The sequence below is a fragment of the Mucilaginibacter sp. genome (genome assembly GCF_028288105.1).
Lineage (GTDB): Bacteria > Bacteroidota > Bacteroidia > Sphingobacteriales > Sphingobacteriaceae > Mucilaginibacter.
In genome coordinates, this window is sequence record NZ_JAQBOI010000052.1 from 1 (window position 1) to 16,792 (window position 16,792).

At 40.6% G+C, this 16,792-nt stretch carries 19 protein-coding genes; 13 read left to right on the plus strand and 6 right to left on the minus strand.

The window, feature by feature from the left end:
• Positions 1-378 precede the first annotated feature (378 nt).
• The 4 genes from JWQ85_RS03525 to JWQ85_RS03540 all read left to right on the plus strand — a co-directional run bounded on the left by JWQ85_RS03525 (position 379) and on the right by JWQ85_RS03540 (position 3,996).
• Positions 379-1,152, plus strand: a complete 774-nt coding sequence (locus JWQ85_RS03525) for an N-acetylmuramoyl-L-alanine amidase (protein WP_299464025.1) — start codon at positions 379-381, stop codon at positions 1,150-1,152.
• A 75-nt stretch (positions 1,153-1,227) separates the two neighbouring features.
• Positions 1,228-2,331, plus strand: a complete 1,104-nt coding sequence (locus JWQ85_RS03530; RefSeq protein ID WP_299464028.1) for a Gfo/Idh/MocA family oxidoreductase — start codon at positions 1,228-1,230, stop codon at positions 2,329-2,331.
• 166 nt (positions 2,332-2,497) lie between these two features.
• On the plus strand, positions 2,498-3,307 hold the full coding sequence (locus JWQ85_RS03535; protein ID WP_299464031.1) for an alpha/beta hydrolase: 810 nt from the start codon (positions 2,498-2,500) through the stop codon (positions 3,305-3,307).
• A gap of 113 nt (positions 3,308-3,420) precedes the next feature.
• The gene (locus JWQ85_RS03540; protein WP_299464034.1) at positions 3,421-3,996 is read left to right on the plus strand and encodes a YceI family protein; all 576 of its coding nucleotides are present in this window, start codon (positions 3,421-3,423) and stop codon (positions 3,994-3,996) included.
• A gap of 61 nt (positions 3,997-4,057) precedes the next feature.
• On the opposite strand, the gene JWQ85_RS03545 is transcribed toward JWQ85_RS03540, so the two are convergent.
• Positions 4,058-4,519, minus strand: coding sequence for a DUF2147 domain-containing protein (locus JWQ85_RS03545; protein WP_299464037.1), 462 nt, complete (start codon positions 4,517-4,519; stop codon positions 4,058-4,060).
• A 115-nt stretch (positions 4,520-4,634) separates the two neighbouring features.
• Between JWQ85_RS03545 and JWQ85_RS03550 the strand changes: the two genes are divergently transcribed.
• The 7 genes from JWQ85_RS03550 to JWQ85_RS03580 all read left to right on the plus strand — a co-directional run bounded on the left by JWQ85_RS03550 (position 4,635) and on the right by JWQ85_RS03580 (position 12,097).
• Positions 4,635-5,417, plus strand: a complete 783-nt coding sequence (locus JWQ85_RS03550; RefSeq protein WP_299464040.1) for a hypothetical protein — start codon at positions 4,635-4,637, stop codon at positions 5,415-5,417.
• Positions 5,418-5,518: 101 nt separating this feature from the next.
• On the plus strand, positions 5,519-7,915 hold the full coding sequence (locus tag JWQ85_RS03555; protein WP_299464043.1) for a glycoside hydrolase family 3 N-terminal domain-containing protein: 2,397 nt from the start codon (positions 5,519-5,521) through the stop codon (positions 7,913-7,915).
• Between the two features lie 124 nt (positions 7,916-8,039).
• The gene (locus tag JWQ85_RS03560) at positions 8,040-8,552 is read left to right on the plus strand and encodes a GNAT family N-acetyltransferase (RefSeq protein ID WP_299464046.1); all 513 of its coding nucleotides are present in this window, start codon (positions 8,040-8,042) and stop codon (positions 8,550-8,552) included.
• Between the two features lie 39 nt (positions 8,553-8,591).
• The gene (locus tag JWQ85_RS03565; protein WP_299464049.1) at positions 8,592-9,455 is read left to right on the plus strand and encodes a helix-turn-helix domain-containing protein; all 864 of its coding nucleotides are present in this window, start codon (positions 8,592-8,594) and stop codon (positions 9,453-9,455) included.
• Between the two features lie 94 nt (positions 9,456-9,549).
• On the plus strand, positions 9,550-10,089 hold the full coding sequence (locus tag JWQ85_RS03570) for a carboxymuconolactone decarboxylase family protein (RefSeq protein ID WP_299464052.1): 540 nt from the start codon (positions 9,550-9,552) through the stop codon (positions 10,087-10,089).
• Between the two features lie 71 nt (positions 10,090-10,160).
• A complete protein-coding gene (locus JWQ85_RS03575) occupies positions 10,161-10,778 on the plus strand; it encodes a pyridoxamine 5'-phosphate oxidase family protein (protein ID WP_299464055.1) in 618 nt (205 codons plus the stop codon).
• A gap of 119 nt (positions 10,779-10,897) precedes the next feature.
• A complete protein-coding gene (locus tag JWQ85_RS03580; protein ID WP_299464058.1) occupies positions 10,898-12,097 on the plus strand; it encodes an ROK family protein in 1,200 nt (399 codons plus the stop codon).
• Positions 12,098-12,233: 136 nt separating this feature from the next.
• Here the strand turns inward: JWQ85_RS03580 and JWQ85_RS03585 are convergent, their stop codons facing one another.
• The 4 genes from JWQ85_RS03585 to JWQ85_RS03600 all read right to left on the minus strand — a co-directional run bounded on the left by JWQ85_RS03585 (position 12,234) and on the right by JWQ85_RS03600 (position 14,277).
• Positions 12,234-12,893, minus strand: a complete 660-nt coding sequence (locus JWQ85_RS03585) for an MBL fold metallo-hydrolase (protein WP_299464061.1) — start codon at positions 12,891-12,893, stop codon at positions 12,234-12,236.
• Positions 12,894-12,942: 49 nt separating this feature from the next.
• Positions 12,943-13,587 (minus strand): HAD family hydrolase, encoded by a 645-nt coding sequence (locus tag JWQ85_RS03590; protein WP_299464064.1) that lies wholly within the window; start codon positions 13,585-13,587, stop codon positions 12,943-12,945.
• Between the two features lie 47 nt (positions 13,588-13,634).
• The gene (locus JWQ85_RS03595) at positions 13,635-13,787 is read right to left on the minus strand and encodes a hypothetical protein (protein ID WP_299464067.1); all 153 of its coding nucleotides are present in this window, start codon (positions 13,785-13,787) and stop codon (positions 13,635-13,637) included.
• 85 nt (positions 13,788-13,872) lie between these two features.
• A complete protein-coding gene (locus tag JWQ85_RS03600) occupies positions 13,873-14,277 on the minus strand; it encodes a VOC family protein (protein WP_299464070.1) in 405 nt (134 codons plus the stop codon).
• Positions 14,278-14,464: 187 nt separating this feature from the next.
• Between JWQ85_RS03600 and JWQ85_RS03605 the strand changes: the two genes are divergently transcribed.
• Complete coding sequence (locus tag JWQ85_RS03605) at positions 14,465-15,118, plus strand: Pr6Pr family membrane protein (protein ID WP_299464073.1); 654 nt, start codon at positions 14,465-14,467, stop codon at positions 15,116-15,118.
• A 358-nt stretch (positions 15,119-15,476) separates the two neighbouring features.
• Positions 15,477-15,737 carry a hypothetical protein gene (locus JWQ85_RS03610; protein WP_299464076.1) on the plus strand — a complete coding sequence of 87 codons (261 nt, stop codon included), beginning with the start codon at positions 15,477-15,479 and terminating at the stop codon, positions 15,735-15,737.
• Positions 15,738-15,779: 42 nt separating this feature from the next.
• Here the strand turns inward: JWQ85_RS03610 and JWQ85_RS03615 are convergent, their stop codons facing one another.
• Entirely contained in the window at positions 15,780-16,628 is an 849-nt protein-coding gene (locus JWQ85_RS03615) for a glycoside hydrolase family 16 protein (protein WP_299464079.1), read from the minus strand.
• Between the last annotated feature and the right edge of the window lie 164 nt (positions 16,629-16,792).

Genomic DNA, 16,792 nt, shown 5'->3' on the forward strand with positions numbered 1-16,792 from the left:
ATTTAGTTTTTGACGGTTCTGTTTGTCAAATTTAAGTATCAGATACACAATGGCTGATCCTGCCACCAGGAAGTAAAAAAAAGTTGCTGTAGAAGCAGAAAAAAAATCATTCATATAAACTATCCTCCCCGTTATTCAATTTATGTGACAAGTTGTATTGCTTTTAATTATTACGGGCAGGGCAGTATTTAGGTTACGTTTTTTTTAAAATGGTCTCAACTTTGCAGGGCAGATATTGTAATATGTTAAATGTGTTAATAAAAAACAGGATATAAACATTATCAGTATGTTATGTTTTCAGAACAATCGGTATACCTTTGCGCTATGTTATCAAGGCACTTAAAACCTACCTTATATTATACGGTTTTTATAATTTTAATGCATGCCACTTTCCCGGCGTTATCTCAAACTACCCGTAAGGCTAAAAAAACGGAAGAGGTGCCAGAACGTTCCTTTAAGTTTAAAACAATTGTAATTGATCCCGGCCACGGCGGTAAAGACCCCGGCGCGCATGGCTCTTACTCTAATGAGAAAACTATTGCCCTTAGCATTGCCAAAAAACTAAAAGTTGCAATAAATAACGAGGTAAGCGGCGTTGAGGTGATCATGACCCGCAGTACCGATAAATTTATTGAGTTGCATAAACGTGCCGATATCGCTAACGATAATAAAGCCAACCTGTTTATATCTATACATTGCAACTCATCGCCCCAAAACGTGGGTACCAGTCGTGGCGTGCTATTGTTGGTTTACGGTTATCATCGCAAAGGTGAGCAACTGGAGGCCATACGCGAAAATGCATCTATCTTTATAGAAAAAGATTATAAAAAGAAATACAGCGGTTACGGTGAGGATGCCGCGGTTAATGCTATTGTACTTGCCGCATTTCAGCAGCGCTACCGGAAGCAAAGCGTACATTTTGGCAATTTGTTAAACCACGAATTTAAAGTAAATAATGGCCGTAAAAGTTTAGGTGTAAGGGAACAAGGGGTACTTGTATTACAGCAAAGCGGCATGCCGGGCCTGCTTATAGAAACAGGTTATATAAATAACCCATCTGATGAAAGATACCTTAACTCTGCAGATGGGCAAAACGATATAGTGCAATCGATATTAACAGCTATAAAAAAGTATAAGGAAAGTTTTGATTAGTGGGGGTGTTTTTCTGATAACTTAATTATAGGTATAAAATTTGTGCAATAATTAATTCACCTAAAATATACCATCATGAAACCAACTATTAAAACATCGCGCAGAGATTTTATACGAACAGGTTCATTAGGCGCCGGGGCATTAGTTCTGGGTTCGTCATTATCAGTATTGGCTTGTACTAAAGCTGATAAACGGTTAGGTATTGCCCTGGTTGGTTTGGGTGGCTATAGCGGCGGGCAACTTGCCCCGGCCTTGCAGCATACCAAAAATTGCTACCTGGCAGGTATAGTAACCGGTACTCCTTCCAAAGCCGAAGATTGGTCAAAAAAGTACAATATCCCCAAAAACAATATTTATAACTATCAAACTTTTGATGATATAGCCAATAACAAAGATATTGATATTGTATACGTTGTGCTGCCGGTATCAATGCATAAGGAGTATACTATTAGGGCGGCTAAAGCGGGTAAACATGTGATATGCGAAAAGCCAATGGCATTAAATGCTGCCGAATGCCAGGAAATGATAGACGCTTGTAAGAAGGCTGATCGTTTGCTTTCTATAGGCTACCGCTTACATTTTGAGCCGCACACGCAGGAAGTAATGCGCCTTGGGCAGAAACAAGTTTTTGGCAAAGTAACCAAAGTGGAAACCGGCAATGGGTTTACCTATAATGGCGACCCCAACGCATGGCGCTTGAAAAAAGCTTTGGCTGGTGGTGGTGGCTTAATGGATATGGGTATTTACGCCATACAAGGCGCACGCTATACGCTGGGCGAGGAACCTATTGCGGTTAAAGCCACACAAGAAAAAACTCGGCCCGAATTATTTAAGGATGTTGACGAAACTGTTTTTTGGGAACTGCAATTTCCAGGAGGTGCAAAGGTTACAGGTAAAAGCAGCTATAACCATGACTGGGGTTACTTACGTGCCCAGGCCGAGAAAGGGAACTTTGAGCTGGAACCAGCCTACGGTTATGGCGGATTGGATGGTAAGATAAATGGTAAACCCATGCAAATTCCCAATATTATACAACAGGCTGCACAGATGGATGATTTTGCAACATGCGTTAGCCTAAAAAAACAAAGCCGTGTACCAGGCGAAGAGGGGTTAAAGGACATGAAAGTTGTTGATGCCATATATCGCAGTTTGGATAGTGGTAAGTGGGAGAAGATATAACATCTCTCTCTACAGTCATTGCGAGGTACGAAGACAACCGACCGAAGGGAGCTCATTAATACCTTAAGGGAAAATTAAACACATTAATAATCTCTTTACGATATGTTGCGAATATGTATAGCTCCTGGTTCATAGCTCCTTATATTTACATCACAACTAACCAACTATGCATTTAAAAAAAATACTCCTAATGGCGTTGATACCCCAACTTATAACTGCATTTAGCTTTGCACAAAAAATACCTTACGGCAAAAATGCGGCGGTGGGGAAGTATTACAATGTACGTGGCATAAAGCTATATGTTGAAGAATATGGCAGCGGGCAACCTTTGTTAATGATACATGGCAACGGCGGAGATATGAGTGCTTTTAGCGAAAATGTACCTTATTTTTCTAAGAAGTATAGGGTGATATTGGTAGATAGCCGGTCGCAAGGTAAATCAATTGATACCAATCCTTCACTTACTTTTGAGCAAATGGCCGACGATTTCGCAGCATTGCTTGATGTTATGCACATCCCCAAAGCGTACCTGTTAGGCTGGAGCGATGGTGGCATTAATGCTATATTAATGGCTATTCGTCATCCGGATAAAGTTATTAAACTGGCATCTACAGGTGCCAATATAACACCTGATGCCAGCGCATTTGTAGATGGCAGCTGGGCAAATTCAGAAAAATATTATAAAGAAAATAAGAGCAAAGTTTGGCGTACAGCTGCCGATAAAAATGCCTGGAAAATGTTTATGCTAGATTGGGAGCAACCCAATATTAAACTTACCGAACTGAAAAAAGTTAAATGCCCGGCCTTTATTATTGCCGGCGACCATGATGTTATTGCCGATAAACATACCCGCTTAATACAGCAAAATATCCCCGGTTCTAAGTTATGGATAGTGAAAAACTCCGGGCACGGTACGTTGGTTGAACATGCAACAGTATTCAATAAAAAGGTTGACGCCTTCTTCGCTGAGAAATAGTGATTTGTCATTAGTTTTTCAAAAAAGATGTTTAAACATCTTTTTTGAAAAACATGTCAATCCTTTGTTTATCTTTGAATCAATTCAAATATTAAACTGAAAAATATTAAACAATGAAAAAAATCTTAACATTAGCTGCAGCGGCATTATTTATGCAAACGGCTGTATTTGCACAAAGCACCTGGAAAGCTGATAAAGCCCATTCACACGTAAAATTTACTATTACACACCTTGCAGTATCTGATGTTGATGGTGTTTTTAAAGATTTTGATGCAAGTATAGTTGCTGCAAAACCAGATTTTAGCGACGCTAAATACACTTTTACTGCAAACACTGCATCTGTAAGCACAGATAACGAAAGACGCGATGGTCATTTAAAATCTCCTGATTTTTTTGACGTTGCTAAATACCCAACCCTAACTTTTGTTAGTACAAGTGTTGCAGCTGCAGGTACAAACAAATATAAAGTAACTGGTAACTTAACCTTAAACGGTGTTACTAAACCGGTTGTGTTAGATGCTGCTTACCGTGGTACTATAACCAACCCAATGACAAAAGGCCCTGATGCCGGTTTTAAAATCACTGGTACTATCAAACGTTCTGACTTTAATTTCGGTAGCAAATTTGGCTCACCAATGCTAAGCGACGAAGTTGAACTAAGCGCAAGCGGCGAATTCTTGAAACAATAATAGTTTTTCAATATAAATTCGAAAAAGCGGCCTCCATTAATGGGGCCGCTTTTTTTATGATTTAATTGGCTGCTACGCGTTTAAAGGTCATGGTTTTACCAAGCAGTTTAACCTTCCAATAGCCTTTTACTTTTAATAAGCCGCTTTTGTCAATATAAGCTGCGGCGCTCCAGTATTTACCACTTTGTACTTCGTAGATCTTGCCACCTTCCCATGAATCCGATTTTGGATTGTATGTAAGGTTCTCTAACACATCAAGGCCAAGCACTTTACGGCTGCGCAGTGCCGGGTCGGGGTTTTTTATATCGGTAATAGTTTCCATGGGTTTGGCTTTTGACACCCCACCCGTAAACCATATCATTTTAGCTCTAAAAGTATTTTTATAAGGGTAAACCTCCACTATCAGATTTTTTTCGGTTGATTGCCATTTGCCGCAGATGAGGTTGGCTTTGATACTGTTATCAGGCTCAATGGTTTTAAAAGAAGAGAATACAGTTATGGCTAAGATAAATAAGTATCGCATAGGCTATAAATAACAGCTACAATAACAGATATAACTGTTTTGTTTGCCAAAACTAAAAAATGTTTAGTGGTGGTAATAGATAATTGGTAATTTAGTGGCGTACCTAAACCTTAATATGAAACGAATTTTCCCGGCGCTATTTGTACTATTATTTATTATAGCATTTCAATCCTGCAAAAAAGACTCACCTGCAAATCCAGATAAGCCTGCCGATACAGAAAAACCCGATCCATCAAAGATATACCTGGTGAGTAAAATTACTTTCCACTATGCCAATCAAAGTGGTAGGGTAGAAGAGTATAAATATGATGCACAAAACAGAATAATTCAATCTCGTACAGAAAACTATCATTTTACCCCTACCGGCTCATGGGATACCTTTAATTATGTATATGATAATAACAATAAGCTAATTAAAGCCGAAATGATTAGCTATGATAACAGGGTGTTAACTACACGTCTTTTTGTATATAATTCAAATGCAACTGCAGGTGATCAAGTATATGAACAAACAGAAAATGGTGTTACAGTATTAGTTTACCCGGTATCGTTAGATGCTAATGGCAGGGTTAAATTTGTGGCTAAACGCTACGGTATTAAATATGATTCAAACGGACATTTTTCATATTATGGCGCACCTGAGGGAATGGATGATTTTGATGCAACCTTTCAGTTCGATACTAAAAAAAATCCTTTTTATAACGTAGTGGGCTTAAATCCTAACATAAACTACTTAGAGGAACTTTATCCAGTTAACAGTTTAAATAATTTACTCACTATTAATAACTCAGGAAGTAAGGTAATTACTTATAATGTGAATGATTTTCCTGTAAAATCAATTTATACCTCTGCAACTGGCAACATAGAAACGGTTGATTACGAATACATAGTAAAATAGCCAACGAAAACGTAATAGTTAATTTATTAACCACCCAAAAGGTGTATTTGCTACACACTTTATATATTTGAGATGTAAACCAATATATACTTCTCATCTGTATGAAAAAACTGCCGCTGCTGCTATCGTTGCTTGGGCTTGCCATCTCTGCATCTGCACAACAAAAAAATATTTACCATAAGGGCTGGGTCGATTTTAATAAAAATGGCCGTATGGACATTTTTGAAGATCCGTCTCAGAATATCGAAAAACGCATTACTGATCTGCTTAACCAGATGACCGTTGAGGAAAAAACCTGCCAAATGGCTACCCTTTACGGTTACAAGCGTGTGCTTAAAGACGAAATGCCTGTACCCAACTGGAAGAACGAGATCTGGAAAGATGGTATTGCCAATATAGATGAAGAATTAAACAATCTTACATCGCATACCGATGATGCGCCAACGCAGTATTCTTACCCATTCAGCAAGCATGCATCGGCTATAAACACTATTCAAAAATGGTTTGTAGAAGAAACCCGCATGGGTATTCCTGTCGATTTTACCAACGAGGGTATCCACGGCCTTAACCATGACCGTGCAACACCTTTGCCTGCACCAATAGGCATCGGTAGTACCTGGAATAAGCAACTGGTGCGCCAGGCAGGGCAAACCGTTGGTCGCGAAGCAAAAGCTTTAGGTTATACCAACGTGTACGCCCCAATACTTGACCCGGCCCGCGATCAGCGTTGGGGCCGTGTGGTAGAATGCTACGGTGAAAACCCATTCCTGATTGCCGAAATGGGCAAACAAATGGTTTTGGGCATACAAGAGGAGGGCGTAGCATCAACCCTTAAACATTACGCGGTTTACAGCGTGCCCAAAGGTGGCCGTGATGGCAGCGCCCGTACCGATCCGCATGTGGCACCACGTGAAATGCATCAAATCTATCTGTACCCGTTTCGCCGTGTTATACAGGAAGCACACCCAATGGGGGTAATGAGCAGCTATAACGATTGGGATGGTGTACCTGTTACCGGCAGCTATTACTTCCTGACAGAATTGCTTCGCCAGAAATTTGGTTTCCAGGGGTATGTGGTAAGCGATAGTGAAGCGGTAGAATATTTATACTCGAAACACAAAGTTGCTATTGATTACAAAGAGGCCGTTCGCCAGGCGGTAGAGGCCGGGCTTAATGTACGCACCAACTTTACCATGCCGCAAACTTTTATACTTCCGCTGCGCGAACTGATCAAAGAAAACAAGATCTCGATGAAGGTAATAGATTCGCGAGTGGCCGATGTGCTGCGGGTGAAATTTCGTTTAGGTTTGTTTGATAGTCCGTATGTGAAAGACCCGAAAGCAGCCGATAAAGTAGTGCACACCGCTGCCGATGAGCAAATGAGCCTTAAAATGAACCGTGAATCTATGGTGCTTTTAAAGAACGAAAACAACTTATTGCCGCTTGATAAAAGCAAGTACAAAAATATACTGGTAACCGGTCCGCTGGCTGTAGAGAGTAATTATACTGTTAGCAGATACGGCCCATCGCATAACCCCATCATATCGGTATTTGATGGTGTTAAAAAGTATGTTGGTGCAGCGGGTAAAGTAAGTTACGTTAAGGGCTGCGATATGGTGGATGCTACCTGGCCCGAGAGCGAAATCATTGAAACGCCATTAACGCCCGCCGAACAAGCTGGTATCGATTCGGCAGTGGCACAGGCCAAACAGTCGGACGTGATTATAGCCGTTGTGGGCGAGGATATCGACAGGGTAGGCGAGAGCCTTTCCCGTACAGGATTGAACTTGCCGGGCCGCCAGTTAAAGCTGATACAGGCTTTGCAGGCAACCGGAAAGCCGGTTGTTATGGTGATGATAAACGGCCAACCACTTACTATTAACTGGGAAAACAAATACGTGCCTGCTATTTTAGAGGCATGGTTCCCGAGTACACAAAGCGGACAGGTAATTGCTGAAACCCTTTTTGGCGATAACAACCCGGGCGGTAAATTGCCAATTACTTTCCCTAAAACTACCGGGCAAATTGAGTTTAACTTTCCGTTCAAGCCAAATTCGCAGGCCGGGCAGGGCGGCAAAAACAGCTGGGGCCACACCAGCGTAAATGGAGCGTTATATCCATTTGGTTATGGGCTTAGCTATACCAGCTTTGAATACAGTAACCTGCAGGTATCACCAGAAAAAGGGCACTCACAGGGGGATATAACCGTTACGGTAGATGTAACCAATACCGGCCAACGCAAAGGCGATGATGTAGTACAACTGTATTTAAAAGACGATGTAAGCAGTGTAACCACTTACGAATATGATCTGCGTGGTTTTGAGCGTGTTAGCCTTAATCCGGGTGAAAAGAAAACTGTTACCTTTACCCTACACCCTGATGATCTGGCACTGCTGGATAAAAACATGAACTGGACTGTTGAACCGGGTACTTTCCAGGTTTGGATAGGCAGCTCATCAATGGATATAAAGTTGAAGAAGGGGTTTGCGGTAGAATAATAAGCTTTATTTTAGATATCGCCGCCCATTCAAGCGTCCACGCTTACGTTTATTTTAAGCGTGGACGCTTAAAATAATTTTGTTTCAAGCGCAGACGCTTGAAACGGCGTTGTATATTTGCTTTATGGCACCAAAACGTTTCGACTGGGTTCCCTCAGCTTATTCAGATAATATGCAAAATATCATTATTCGGGAGGCCACTTTGGCCGATATGGATACCCTGCTTCAGTTTGAACAGGGTGTCATTAGCGCCGAGCGCCCATTTGATCCAACCTTAAAGGACAGCAATGCCAAATACTACGACCTTGACGAATTTATCACTGCCCCACATATTTACCTTGTAGTGGCCGAATGGGATGGCGAGTTGATAGGCAGTGGCTATTCCCGTATCGAAACCTCAAAGATCTATTTGAAACATCAGCAGCATGCTTATTTGGGGTTCATGTATGTAGTACCCCAGCATCGTGGTAAAGGGGTAAACAAATTAATTATTGATACTTTAAAAGATTGGTCGGTAAAGCAGGGGGTAACCGAGTTTCGCCTGCAGGTTTATTACCAAAATGCACCTGCCATAAAAGCCTATGAAAAGGTTGGCTTTACGAGCCACATGATAGAAATGAGAATGGGATTAAGTTAATACACGATAGTTGTAATATCTTTATCGTTTTAATTGGAAATGAAGCTATCGGTAACTGATCATGTTAATAATGGTGACCTGTACATGTGGATCAACGAGCCGCATTTCGACAGGCTGTTTTATACCCGTGATCGCCAGCAAAAATACCTTACTATTGCCTGGAACAAGGGTGCTATGCAAACCGTAACTATTGATGAGGTAGCCTACGATTTTATGCCCAATACCATATTGCCGCTAATGGTTAACCAATCATTTCATTTTGAGAGGCCTGAAGATATCGTTGCCTGGCAATTTAACCGCGAATTTTATTGTATTGTAGATCATGATGAAGAGGTAAGCTGTGTGGGCTTCCTGTTTTACGGCCTGGATAAACAAATTTTTGTTACGCTCGACGATGCCATGCAAAAAAAGCTGCAAATACTTTCCAGTATTTTTATTGAAGAATTTAATACGGCCGATAACATTCAGGGTGATATGCTTAAGATGCTGTTAAAGCGGTTGATAATTATTATTACCAGGCTTGCCCGCTCGCAGTACATGCCGCAAACAACGCTTCCTGATGACAAATTTCACGTTATTCGTAAGTTTAATTTACTGGTAGAAAACAATTATCGAAACCAGCATGCGGTATCTTATTATGCCGGGCAGCTAAATAAATCGCCTAAAACATTGTCAAACCTTTTTGCGCTTTATAATCATAAGTCGCCGTTATCGGTAATACAGGAAAGAATACTGCTCGAAGCCAAACGTTTGTTGTATTACACCGATAAATCTGCCAAAGAAATAAGCTATGAGCTTGGTTTTGAAGACGCTGCGTATTTTAGCAATCTGTTTAAAAAGCATACTACCTATTCCCCAACCGAATTCAGGCAGAGTAAATCATTATCTGCAGTCGGGAAATAATTACAAGCATACGGGAAGTATCTCTATTCTTTAGCCTGCCGGGGCAATGCACCTTTGTAGTGTTGATAGCAACTAAAAAATCAACCCTAACATAATGAAAAATTTCACAGTACCAACCCGGGATGAAGTATCACCAGAAAATCAAGGTCTTTTTGATACCCTTACAAAAGTTGTAGGTAAGGTGCCTAACTTATATGGTGTTTTAGCACATTCAGACCATGCACTGGCTAATTACCTTACACTTCAAAATGGAAAAACATCTTTACGTGCTAAAGAACGTGAAGTGATCAACTTAATAGTAAGCCAGGTAAATGATTGTATATATTGTTTAAGTGCCCACACCGCAATTGCAAAAATGAATGGCTTTACCGATGATCAGGTAATAGAACTTCGTGGTGGTTCAGCATCATTTGATGCTAAATTAGATGCATTAGTAAAAGTAACCAAAAGCATCACCGAAAATAAAGGCCATGCAGATGAAGCTTTATTGGACGCATTTTATGCCGCCGGTTATACGCAAGGCAACTTACTTGATGTGGTAATTGCAGTTGGCGATAAAACCATTACCAATTACGTATATGCGCTTACAAAAGTACCTGTCGACTGGCCTGCTATACCAGAACTGGTAAATTAAAACAAACTAAACTATTATATTTAAGCCTGTTACCATTGGTAATGGGCTTTATCCATTTAAAATATTCAATCATGAATTTTGCAAAATTCGCGTTTACCGATGGTATAAAAGCCTTGCAGGAAAAGTATGGCAGCCGTGACGCTTATGCCAATATGGAAAAGCGCACAGATAAAGATGGCTTAACCGAAGATGAGATGGCTTTTATTGAAAGCCGCGATAGTTTTTACATGGCCAGCATTGGCGAAAATAATTATCCGTACATACAACACCGAGGTGGCCCTGCCGGGTTCATCAAAGTTATAAATAACAGAACCATTGGCCTGGTTGATTTTAGAGGTAATAAACAATATATATCTGTAGGGAATATACTTACCCATACACAGGTTTCGTTATTTCTAATGGATTACCCGCATCAAACAAGGTTGAAAATTTATGCCGATGCACGTATTGTAAACATGGAGGATGATCCTGCACTTTTTAAGTTGTTAGACCCTACCGGATATAAGCATTCTGCCGAAAGAATGATGGTTTTTGATGTAAAGGCATTTGATTGGAACTGCCCCCAGCATATAACCCCAAGGTATACCGAAGATGAGATAAAACAGGCTTTTGCACCACAGAATGAATACGTGTTAAAGCTGGAATACAAATTAGAAAAGATAAAAAAGCAACTGGCTGATAAGGAATAATATGCAGTAGATTTGATTCAAATTTTAAAAAGTTTCTCAACTTATTGTAGTTTGCAGCATTATTTATAATTTTATAGCAGAAAATATACTCTAAACTATTTAAAGCAAGCAGATACTTAATGGAAATAAAAAGCAATGGCGTAAAAAGCGGCTGGTTAAAAAATATGATCATTAAGAGGTTGTATTTCGATAAAGCAATGTCGTGCGCCGGGTTGAGCCAGCTTTTTGATAAGAGCATCCCATCTATAGCTAAAGCTATAAACGAACTAATAAAAGAAGGTTTTGTAATAGAGCAGGGGTTTGCACCCTCAAGCGGCGGGCGCAGGCCTTTAATGTACGCTATCAATACAAATGCTATGTTCATTCTGGCTGTGGCTATGGATCAGCTATCGGCCCGAATACAGCTAATAGACCTTAATAATAACCCTGTTGCCGAAATGGCTACGGTTGAATTGAAGCTGCACAATAATGACAACGCGCTTCCCCAGCTTATCGATCACCTGAATAACTACATAGAAGAAAGCGGCATCTCTAAAAAGAAAATAGCAGGTATTGGTATAGGCATGCCCGGCTTTATTAACGCTATTGAAGGTATCAATTACACTTACCTTGATGCCGGAGGCGAAAGCTTGAGTAAATACATTTGTAAAGCTACAGGTATTACAACTTACATTGATAACGATTCCAGCCTGATAGCCCTTGCCGAGCAAAAGTTTGGTATAGCACGTTCGCAACAAGAAGTTATGGTAATAAACCTGGGCTGGGGTATAGGCCTTGGAATGATCATAGATGGTAAGATCTTCCGCGGATATAACGGTTTCGCGGGCGAACTAAGCCATATTCCTTTATCAGACAATGGTGCTTTATGCGTGTGCGGTAAACGTGGTTGTTTAGAGGCTGAGGCATCAATGCTGGTAGTGGCCGAGAAAGCCGAAGAAGGTATTAAGAAGGGCCGTGTAACCAGCCTTAGGCCACATAACGGCCAATCTAAACTTATGGGCGATGCTCTTATGGAAGCTGCCAACCAAGGCGACCAGTTTGCTATTGAGTTACTTACCGATGCCGGCTATAAAATAGGCAAGGCATTGGCTATTCTTATTCATATTATGAACCCGGCTAATATTGTATTAAGTGGCCGTGGTGCAAAAGTCGGGCGCATATTAATGGCCCCTATACAGCAGGCTTTACATAAATATTGCATCCCGCGCCTTTCATCGGGTACCGAATTACTGATCTCTTCATTAGGTTTTGACGCCGAACTTATTGGCGCAGCCGTATTGGTAATGGAGAATTTTGATAAGGAAGAAAGAGCGAAGTAGTTATCATGAAAAAAATTTACTACTCACCCCTTCGCAAGGAGCCGGCTTTGTTATAAAATAGCGTACAGACGTATATCTTGTAAAATAACCTATATTTCGAAATGAGCTGTATTTCTATTAGTTGTATATCTTATTACTAAATAGTTAGGCTATCACCTAATTTGTAAATTTCATTGAATTTTACGCCTAACTGCTTAAAGTGTCTGGCATAATTCTCGTAGCGCTGCTTAATAAAAAATTCTTTTGCGTAGCCATCATGTACAGGCAATATTTGTTTAGGCTGCACCGCGTCGGCAAAACCGGCTATGCGTAATTCATTGGCAAATGGCGCCATGGTAACCATTATTAAAAGCTCGATGCCTTTGTACCTGGTCAGTTTATCTTCCATAGAATCTACCGGGTGCAGTACTTTATCATTGATGATAAAGCCGGTCATTTGTGGTATTGGGTTATCCAGCAAAGGTTCGTGCTGTACAGATATGGCTTCTAACTTAAAAGGCCCAATATTGTATATGCCATCTTCTATAAGGCTATAATGTAAACCTGCTTTTTGGATGGTGGTACCTACTTCCATATTGGTATATATGGTAGCCTTGCTTAGTTCTACTATCTTCTTTAGGTTCTCGGTATCCAGATGATCGGGATGGATATGGGTGATAACGATACTATCCACATCGGCAAACATCTGGGGCGTTACAGCACCTTCAGCAAAGCTGAACTTACCGGGATCAAACAAAAGTTTATGCCCGTTTAATTCAAAAACAAGGCAGGAGTGCAGATATTTCGTGATTTTCATGAACCGATAATATTTACATTTTAACTTAACGGAATCAAAAAAGTTTGACCTAAAATATTTGTTCCAACTCCTCAAAGTTGTCGATAGTAGCGATTTGCCCGTTTTCTACCTTGCCAAACCCATACGATGCAAAAATGAAAGGTACGCCCGCTTTGGTAGCCGACTCATAATCGCCCGTGGTATCACCTATATAAACGGGGTTTTTAAGGTTGTGATCGGTAACAATATCTCTGATATTATCAGCCTTTGGGTTGCCCTTTGTACCAAAACATTGGTGCGCCAAAAAGTGGGGGTGCATGTTGTGCAGATCTAAAAACAATTCGATATAGCCACTTTGGCAATTGCTTACAATGTACAGCTTATACTTTTTGCCCAGGTATGTTAACGTATCGGCAAGGTTAGCGTATAATGTACCGCCTTTTTTGTGCAGTATCTCCAGTTCACTTACCGAGCATAAATATTTTACTTCTTCGCGTTGCTGGTGGCTTAAGAAAGGGAACAGTGTTTCAAAGATCTTATCATAAGTCATTCCAGTTATGGAACGTACACGGTCGCGGGTCATTACCTCATCGCTCATGTAGGGCGCTTTCGCAAGGGCTGTTTGCCATGCCTCGGTAACGGTATCGGTGCTATCCCAAAGGGTGCCGTCCAAATCAAATATTATACTGTCGAATTTATCTTTTAAACTATTCATTCCTGCGTTTTGTGCCGCAAAAATAGAAGTTTATTTAGCCAAACCGATTAATATATTGGGAATTGACCGTATATAAACATTACAGACATAACCGGAACAGTAAGCAAAAGAAATACCCTTGCTTGTTCTACTTTATCAGAGTCGCCTTTAACAAATACGTGGTTAAGATCGGTTAATATGGTTTTTATCGCGTTTTTCATGGTAAACATATTTAATTGTGGTTTCTGTATATGTGACCATGAAGAATTTGAAAGGTTTAACGGATATGCAATTGTAAACTACATGTTACTTTGCGTCGTTTATTTCTATCCAATAACCATCAGGGTCCTGGATATAAACCTGCGATACGCCATCTACTCGGTGCTCCACCTGCCCGGCTACACCCTTCCAGTTACGGTAGGTGATCTTTTTCTCGTTAAGCAAGGCTATAAATTTGGTGATAGATGGCACGCTGAAGCAAATATGGTCGCCAATGAGTTTTGGGGCAGTCGAACAATCGCCTTGTATAACATGCATGGCAACATTAGGGGCAATATTATACCAGGTATGAACGGTATCTTTAAAAGGGTTTGGAATTATTTTTAAATTTAAAACCGAAGTGTAAAAAGCGTTGCTTTTTTTAAGGTCTTTTGAGCAAAGGGCCGCATGATTAAACACCGCTTGCGCGCTGCTTACTAATGGAAAACTCAATAATAGTATTAGTGCGATTTTAAAAGCACTGGGTTTTAATTGGATGTAGTTTAACATATCGGAAATTGTTAATGCGTGTTAAATATACACTTTGCGGCTTATCCTGTTAAGGTTTTTTTAATAATCATTGTAACAATACAAATATACTTCTTGCCTATATTGTATATTATTAAACAACTGAAACCTGATGAGCACTATACAAACAAAAAATAATACTGTTACTCCCGTTAGCGCATTTATTGCAATACTTACCTGGTTCGCGCTTATTCTGCAGTTTTATTTGTCTATGACAGCTTACCTGGCGAAAGGGCGTACATTAGGCGGAAGCCTGGTCGAATTTTTTAGTTATTTCACTATTCAATGCAACATACTTACGGCTATCGGGCTTACCGCTGTGGCTGTTATTGGGTTTTATAAAGGCTTTTTCTCCCGGCCGGGTGTATTAACGGCTATCGCAGTTTACATTAGTATTGTTTGCCTGGTTTATAATATCGTTTTACGAGGAACTGTACACCCTGTAGGTTGGGGCAGGGTAGCTGATGAATTACTTCATGCTGTTTGCCCGCCGTTGTTTGTGCTTTTCTGGGTGATATATGTACCCAAGCAAAACATTAACTGGAAAGATGCCTTTAGCTGGCTATGGTACCCTTTCTTCTATTTGATCTATGTATTAATACGAGGGAGTCTGTCCGCATTGTATCCTTACTTTTTTCTTAACGTGGTTACTTTGGGCTACCCCAAAGTGTTTGTAAACATAACTTTGCTGATGCTGGTTTTTTTGGCGTTTTGTATGTTATATGTTTTTATAGTGCGGCTAATAACCAAGCGGACTGCAGCATAATATCATCTTCCGGATACCTTCCCCCGTTTCTAAAATCCCTTTGTAACGATTTAGTGATACTTGCTTGCGCGGATTAAACTTTGCATTCCGGGCGTAGTTTAACATTTAAACAAACAAGAGTTAAGGACTAAAAATATCGATTATGAAAAAGGAAATAGTGAGGTTGTTAGCGTTATTAGTATTTGGCGCAGCAGCATTAAGCAGTTGTTCAATTGAAAACAGGGGCCACAGAGGCAGATATAATAATGACCGCCATCACAATGATCGCCATCACGACGATGATCGTGACCATCATTATCGCAACTATTAATAAAGTTTAATCAACCTAATCAAGTTCAAAATAATAAGATCTAAACATATGAAATACTTAAAAATATTTGCCGTAGCCGTAGTTGCAATGTTTGCCGTTGAAGGCGCAAAAGCACAAGTTGTAGTACATGCCCGTGTTGGTACACCCGCTCCCCGGGTACGCACCGTTGTAGTAGAAAGGCCCGTTGAGCGCCGTGTTGTTGTAGTTGACAGGTATCACCGTCGCCCGCATTACCGCAGAACGGTAGTGGTGAGCAGGCCGGCTTATTACCGCGCACACCACAAGCGTGTAGTGGTAAGGCATTATTAATTATAAAAAAGCCCTTCCGATAATCGGGAGGGCTTTTTTATGCTATTTGGTTATTAGTACCCAATCTAAATATACATTAGCCTTCCCGGCCTTGATCTTATCAACCGCCGCCTGCGATAAGCCGAAATATGGTTTGGTGATCTTGTTCACACCGTTAGGGTAACCACCACCCAAAGCAAAGTTTAATATTAAAAATTTAGGGTTATCAAATGCCCATTTGCCGTACTTCTCAACCATTTGCTTTGTAACTGTATAGGTTACTTTACCGTCTATCTTAAAAATAATACTGTCTGCTGTCCAATCCACGCTGTATACATGCCATTGGGTAGCATCGATACCTTTAGGGAAAGTTGCACGATAAACCAATGGCGTATTGCCAAAATAACCAGGCCCATGCAGGGCGTTGCTGGTCCATGATGCATCGCCAACGGTTTCCATTACATCAATTTCGCCGCAGTCGGGCCATTCACCATTACCTAACGCCCAAAATGCAGGCCATAAGCCTTCGCCGCCCGCAACCTTTATACGCGCAGATGCGCTACCGTAGGTGAACATTATTTTATCGCGCGTGTTTATCCGGCCCGATACAAAATCATATTTTTTTCCTTCTGCGCTGGTGTGCCCGGCTTTGTATAAAGCTTTTAAAACCAGTGCGCCATTGGTAGCCCCCTCGATTTTGCCCTTAACGGTAGATATGGTAGTACCATTATCTATGTAGGCCTGTTGCTCATCATTAACCGTGTTGCCGGTAATCTCAACATTCCATTTGCTGCGATCAAGCGCTTTAGCGTTAAAATCTTCAAAAAACACAGTGTCTTTTTTTGTTTGCTGTGCAATTACTGCTGTAGAAAACAATAGTAAGGCCGAAAGGGTTAATAAGCGTGGTTGCATAAATTTAAATTGGTGGCTAAAAATAAGTAATAACCTCCAAAGCAGCGTTTTTACAAACAAATTACCTTTACTTTTTTATATTGCGGCCTAAAGGCTTTACACAATGCATAGAGGCGGTTTTCTTAAAGTATTCCTCATTATGTCAGCAATTTCCCTGCTGATGG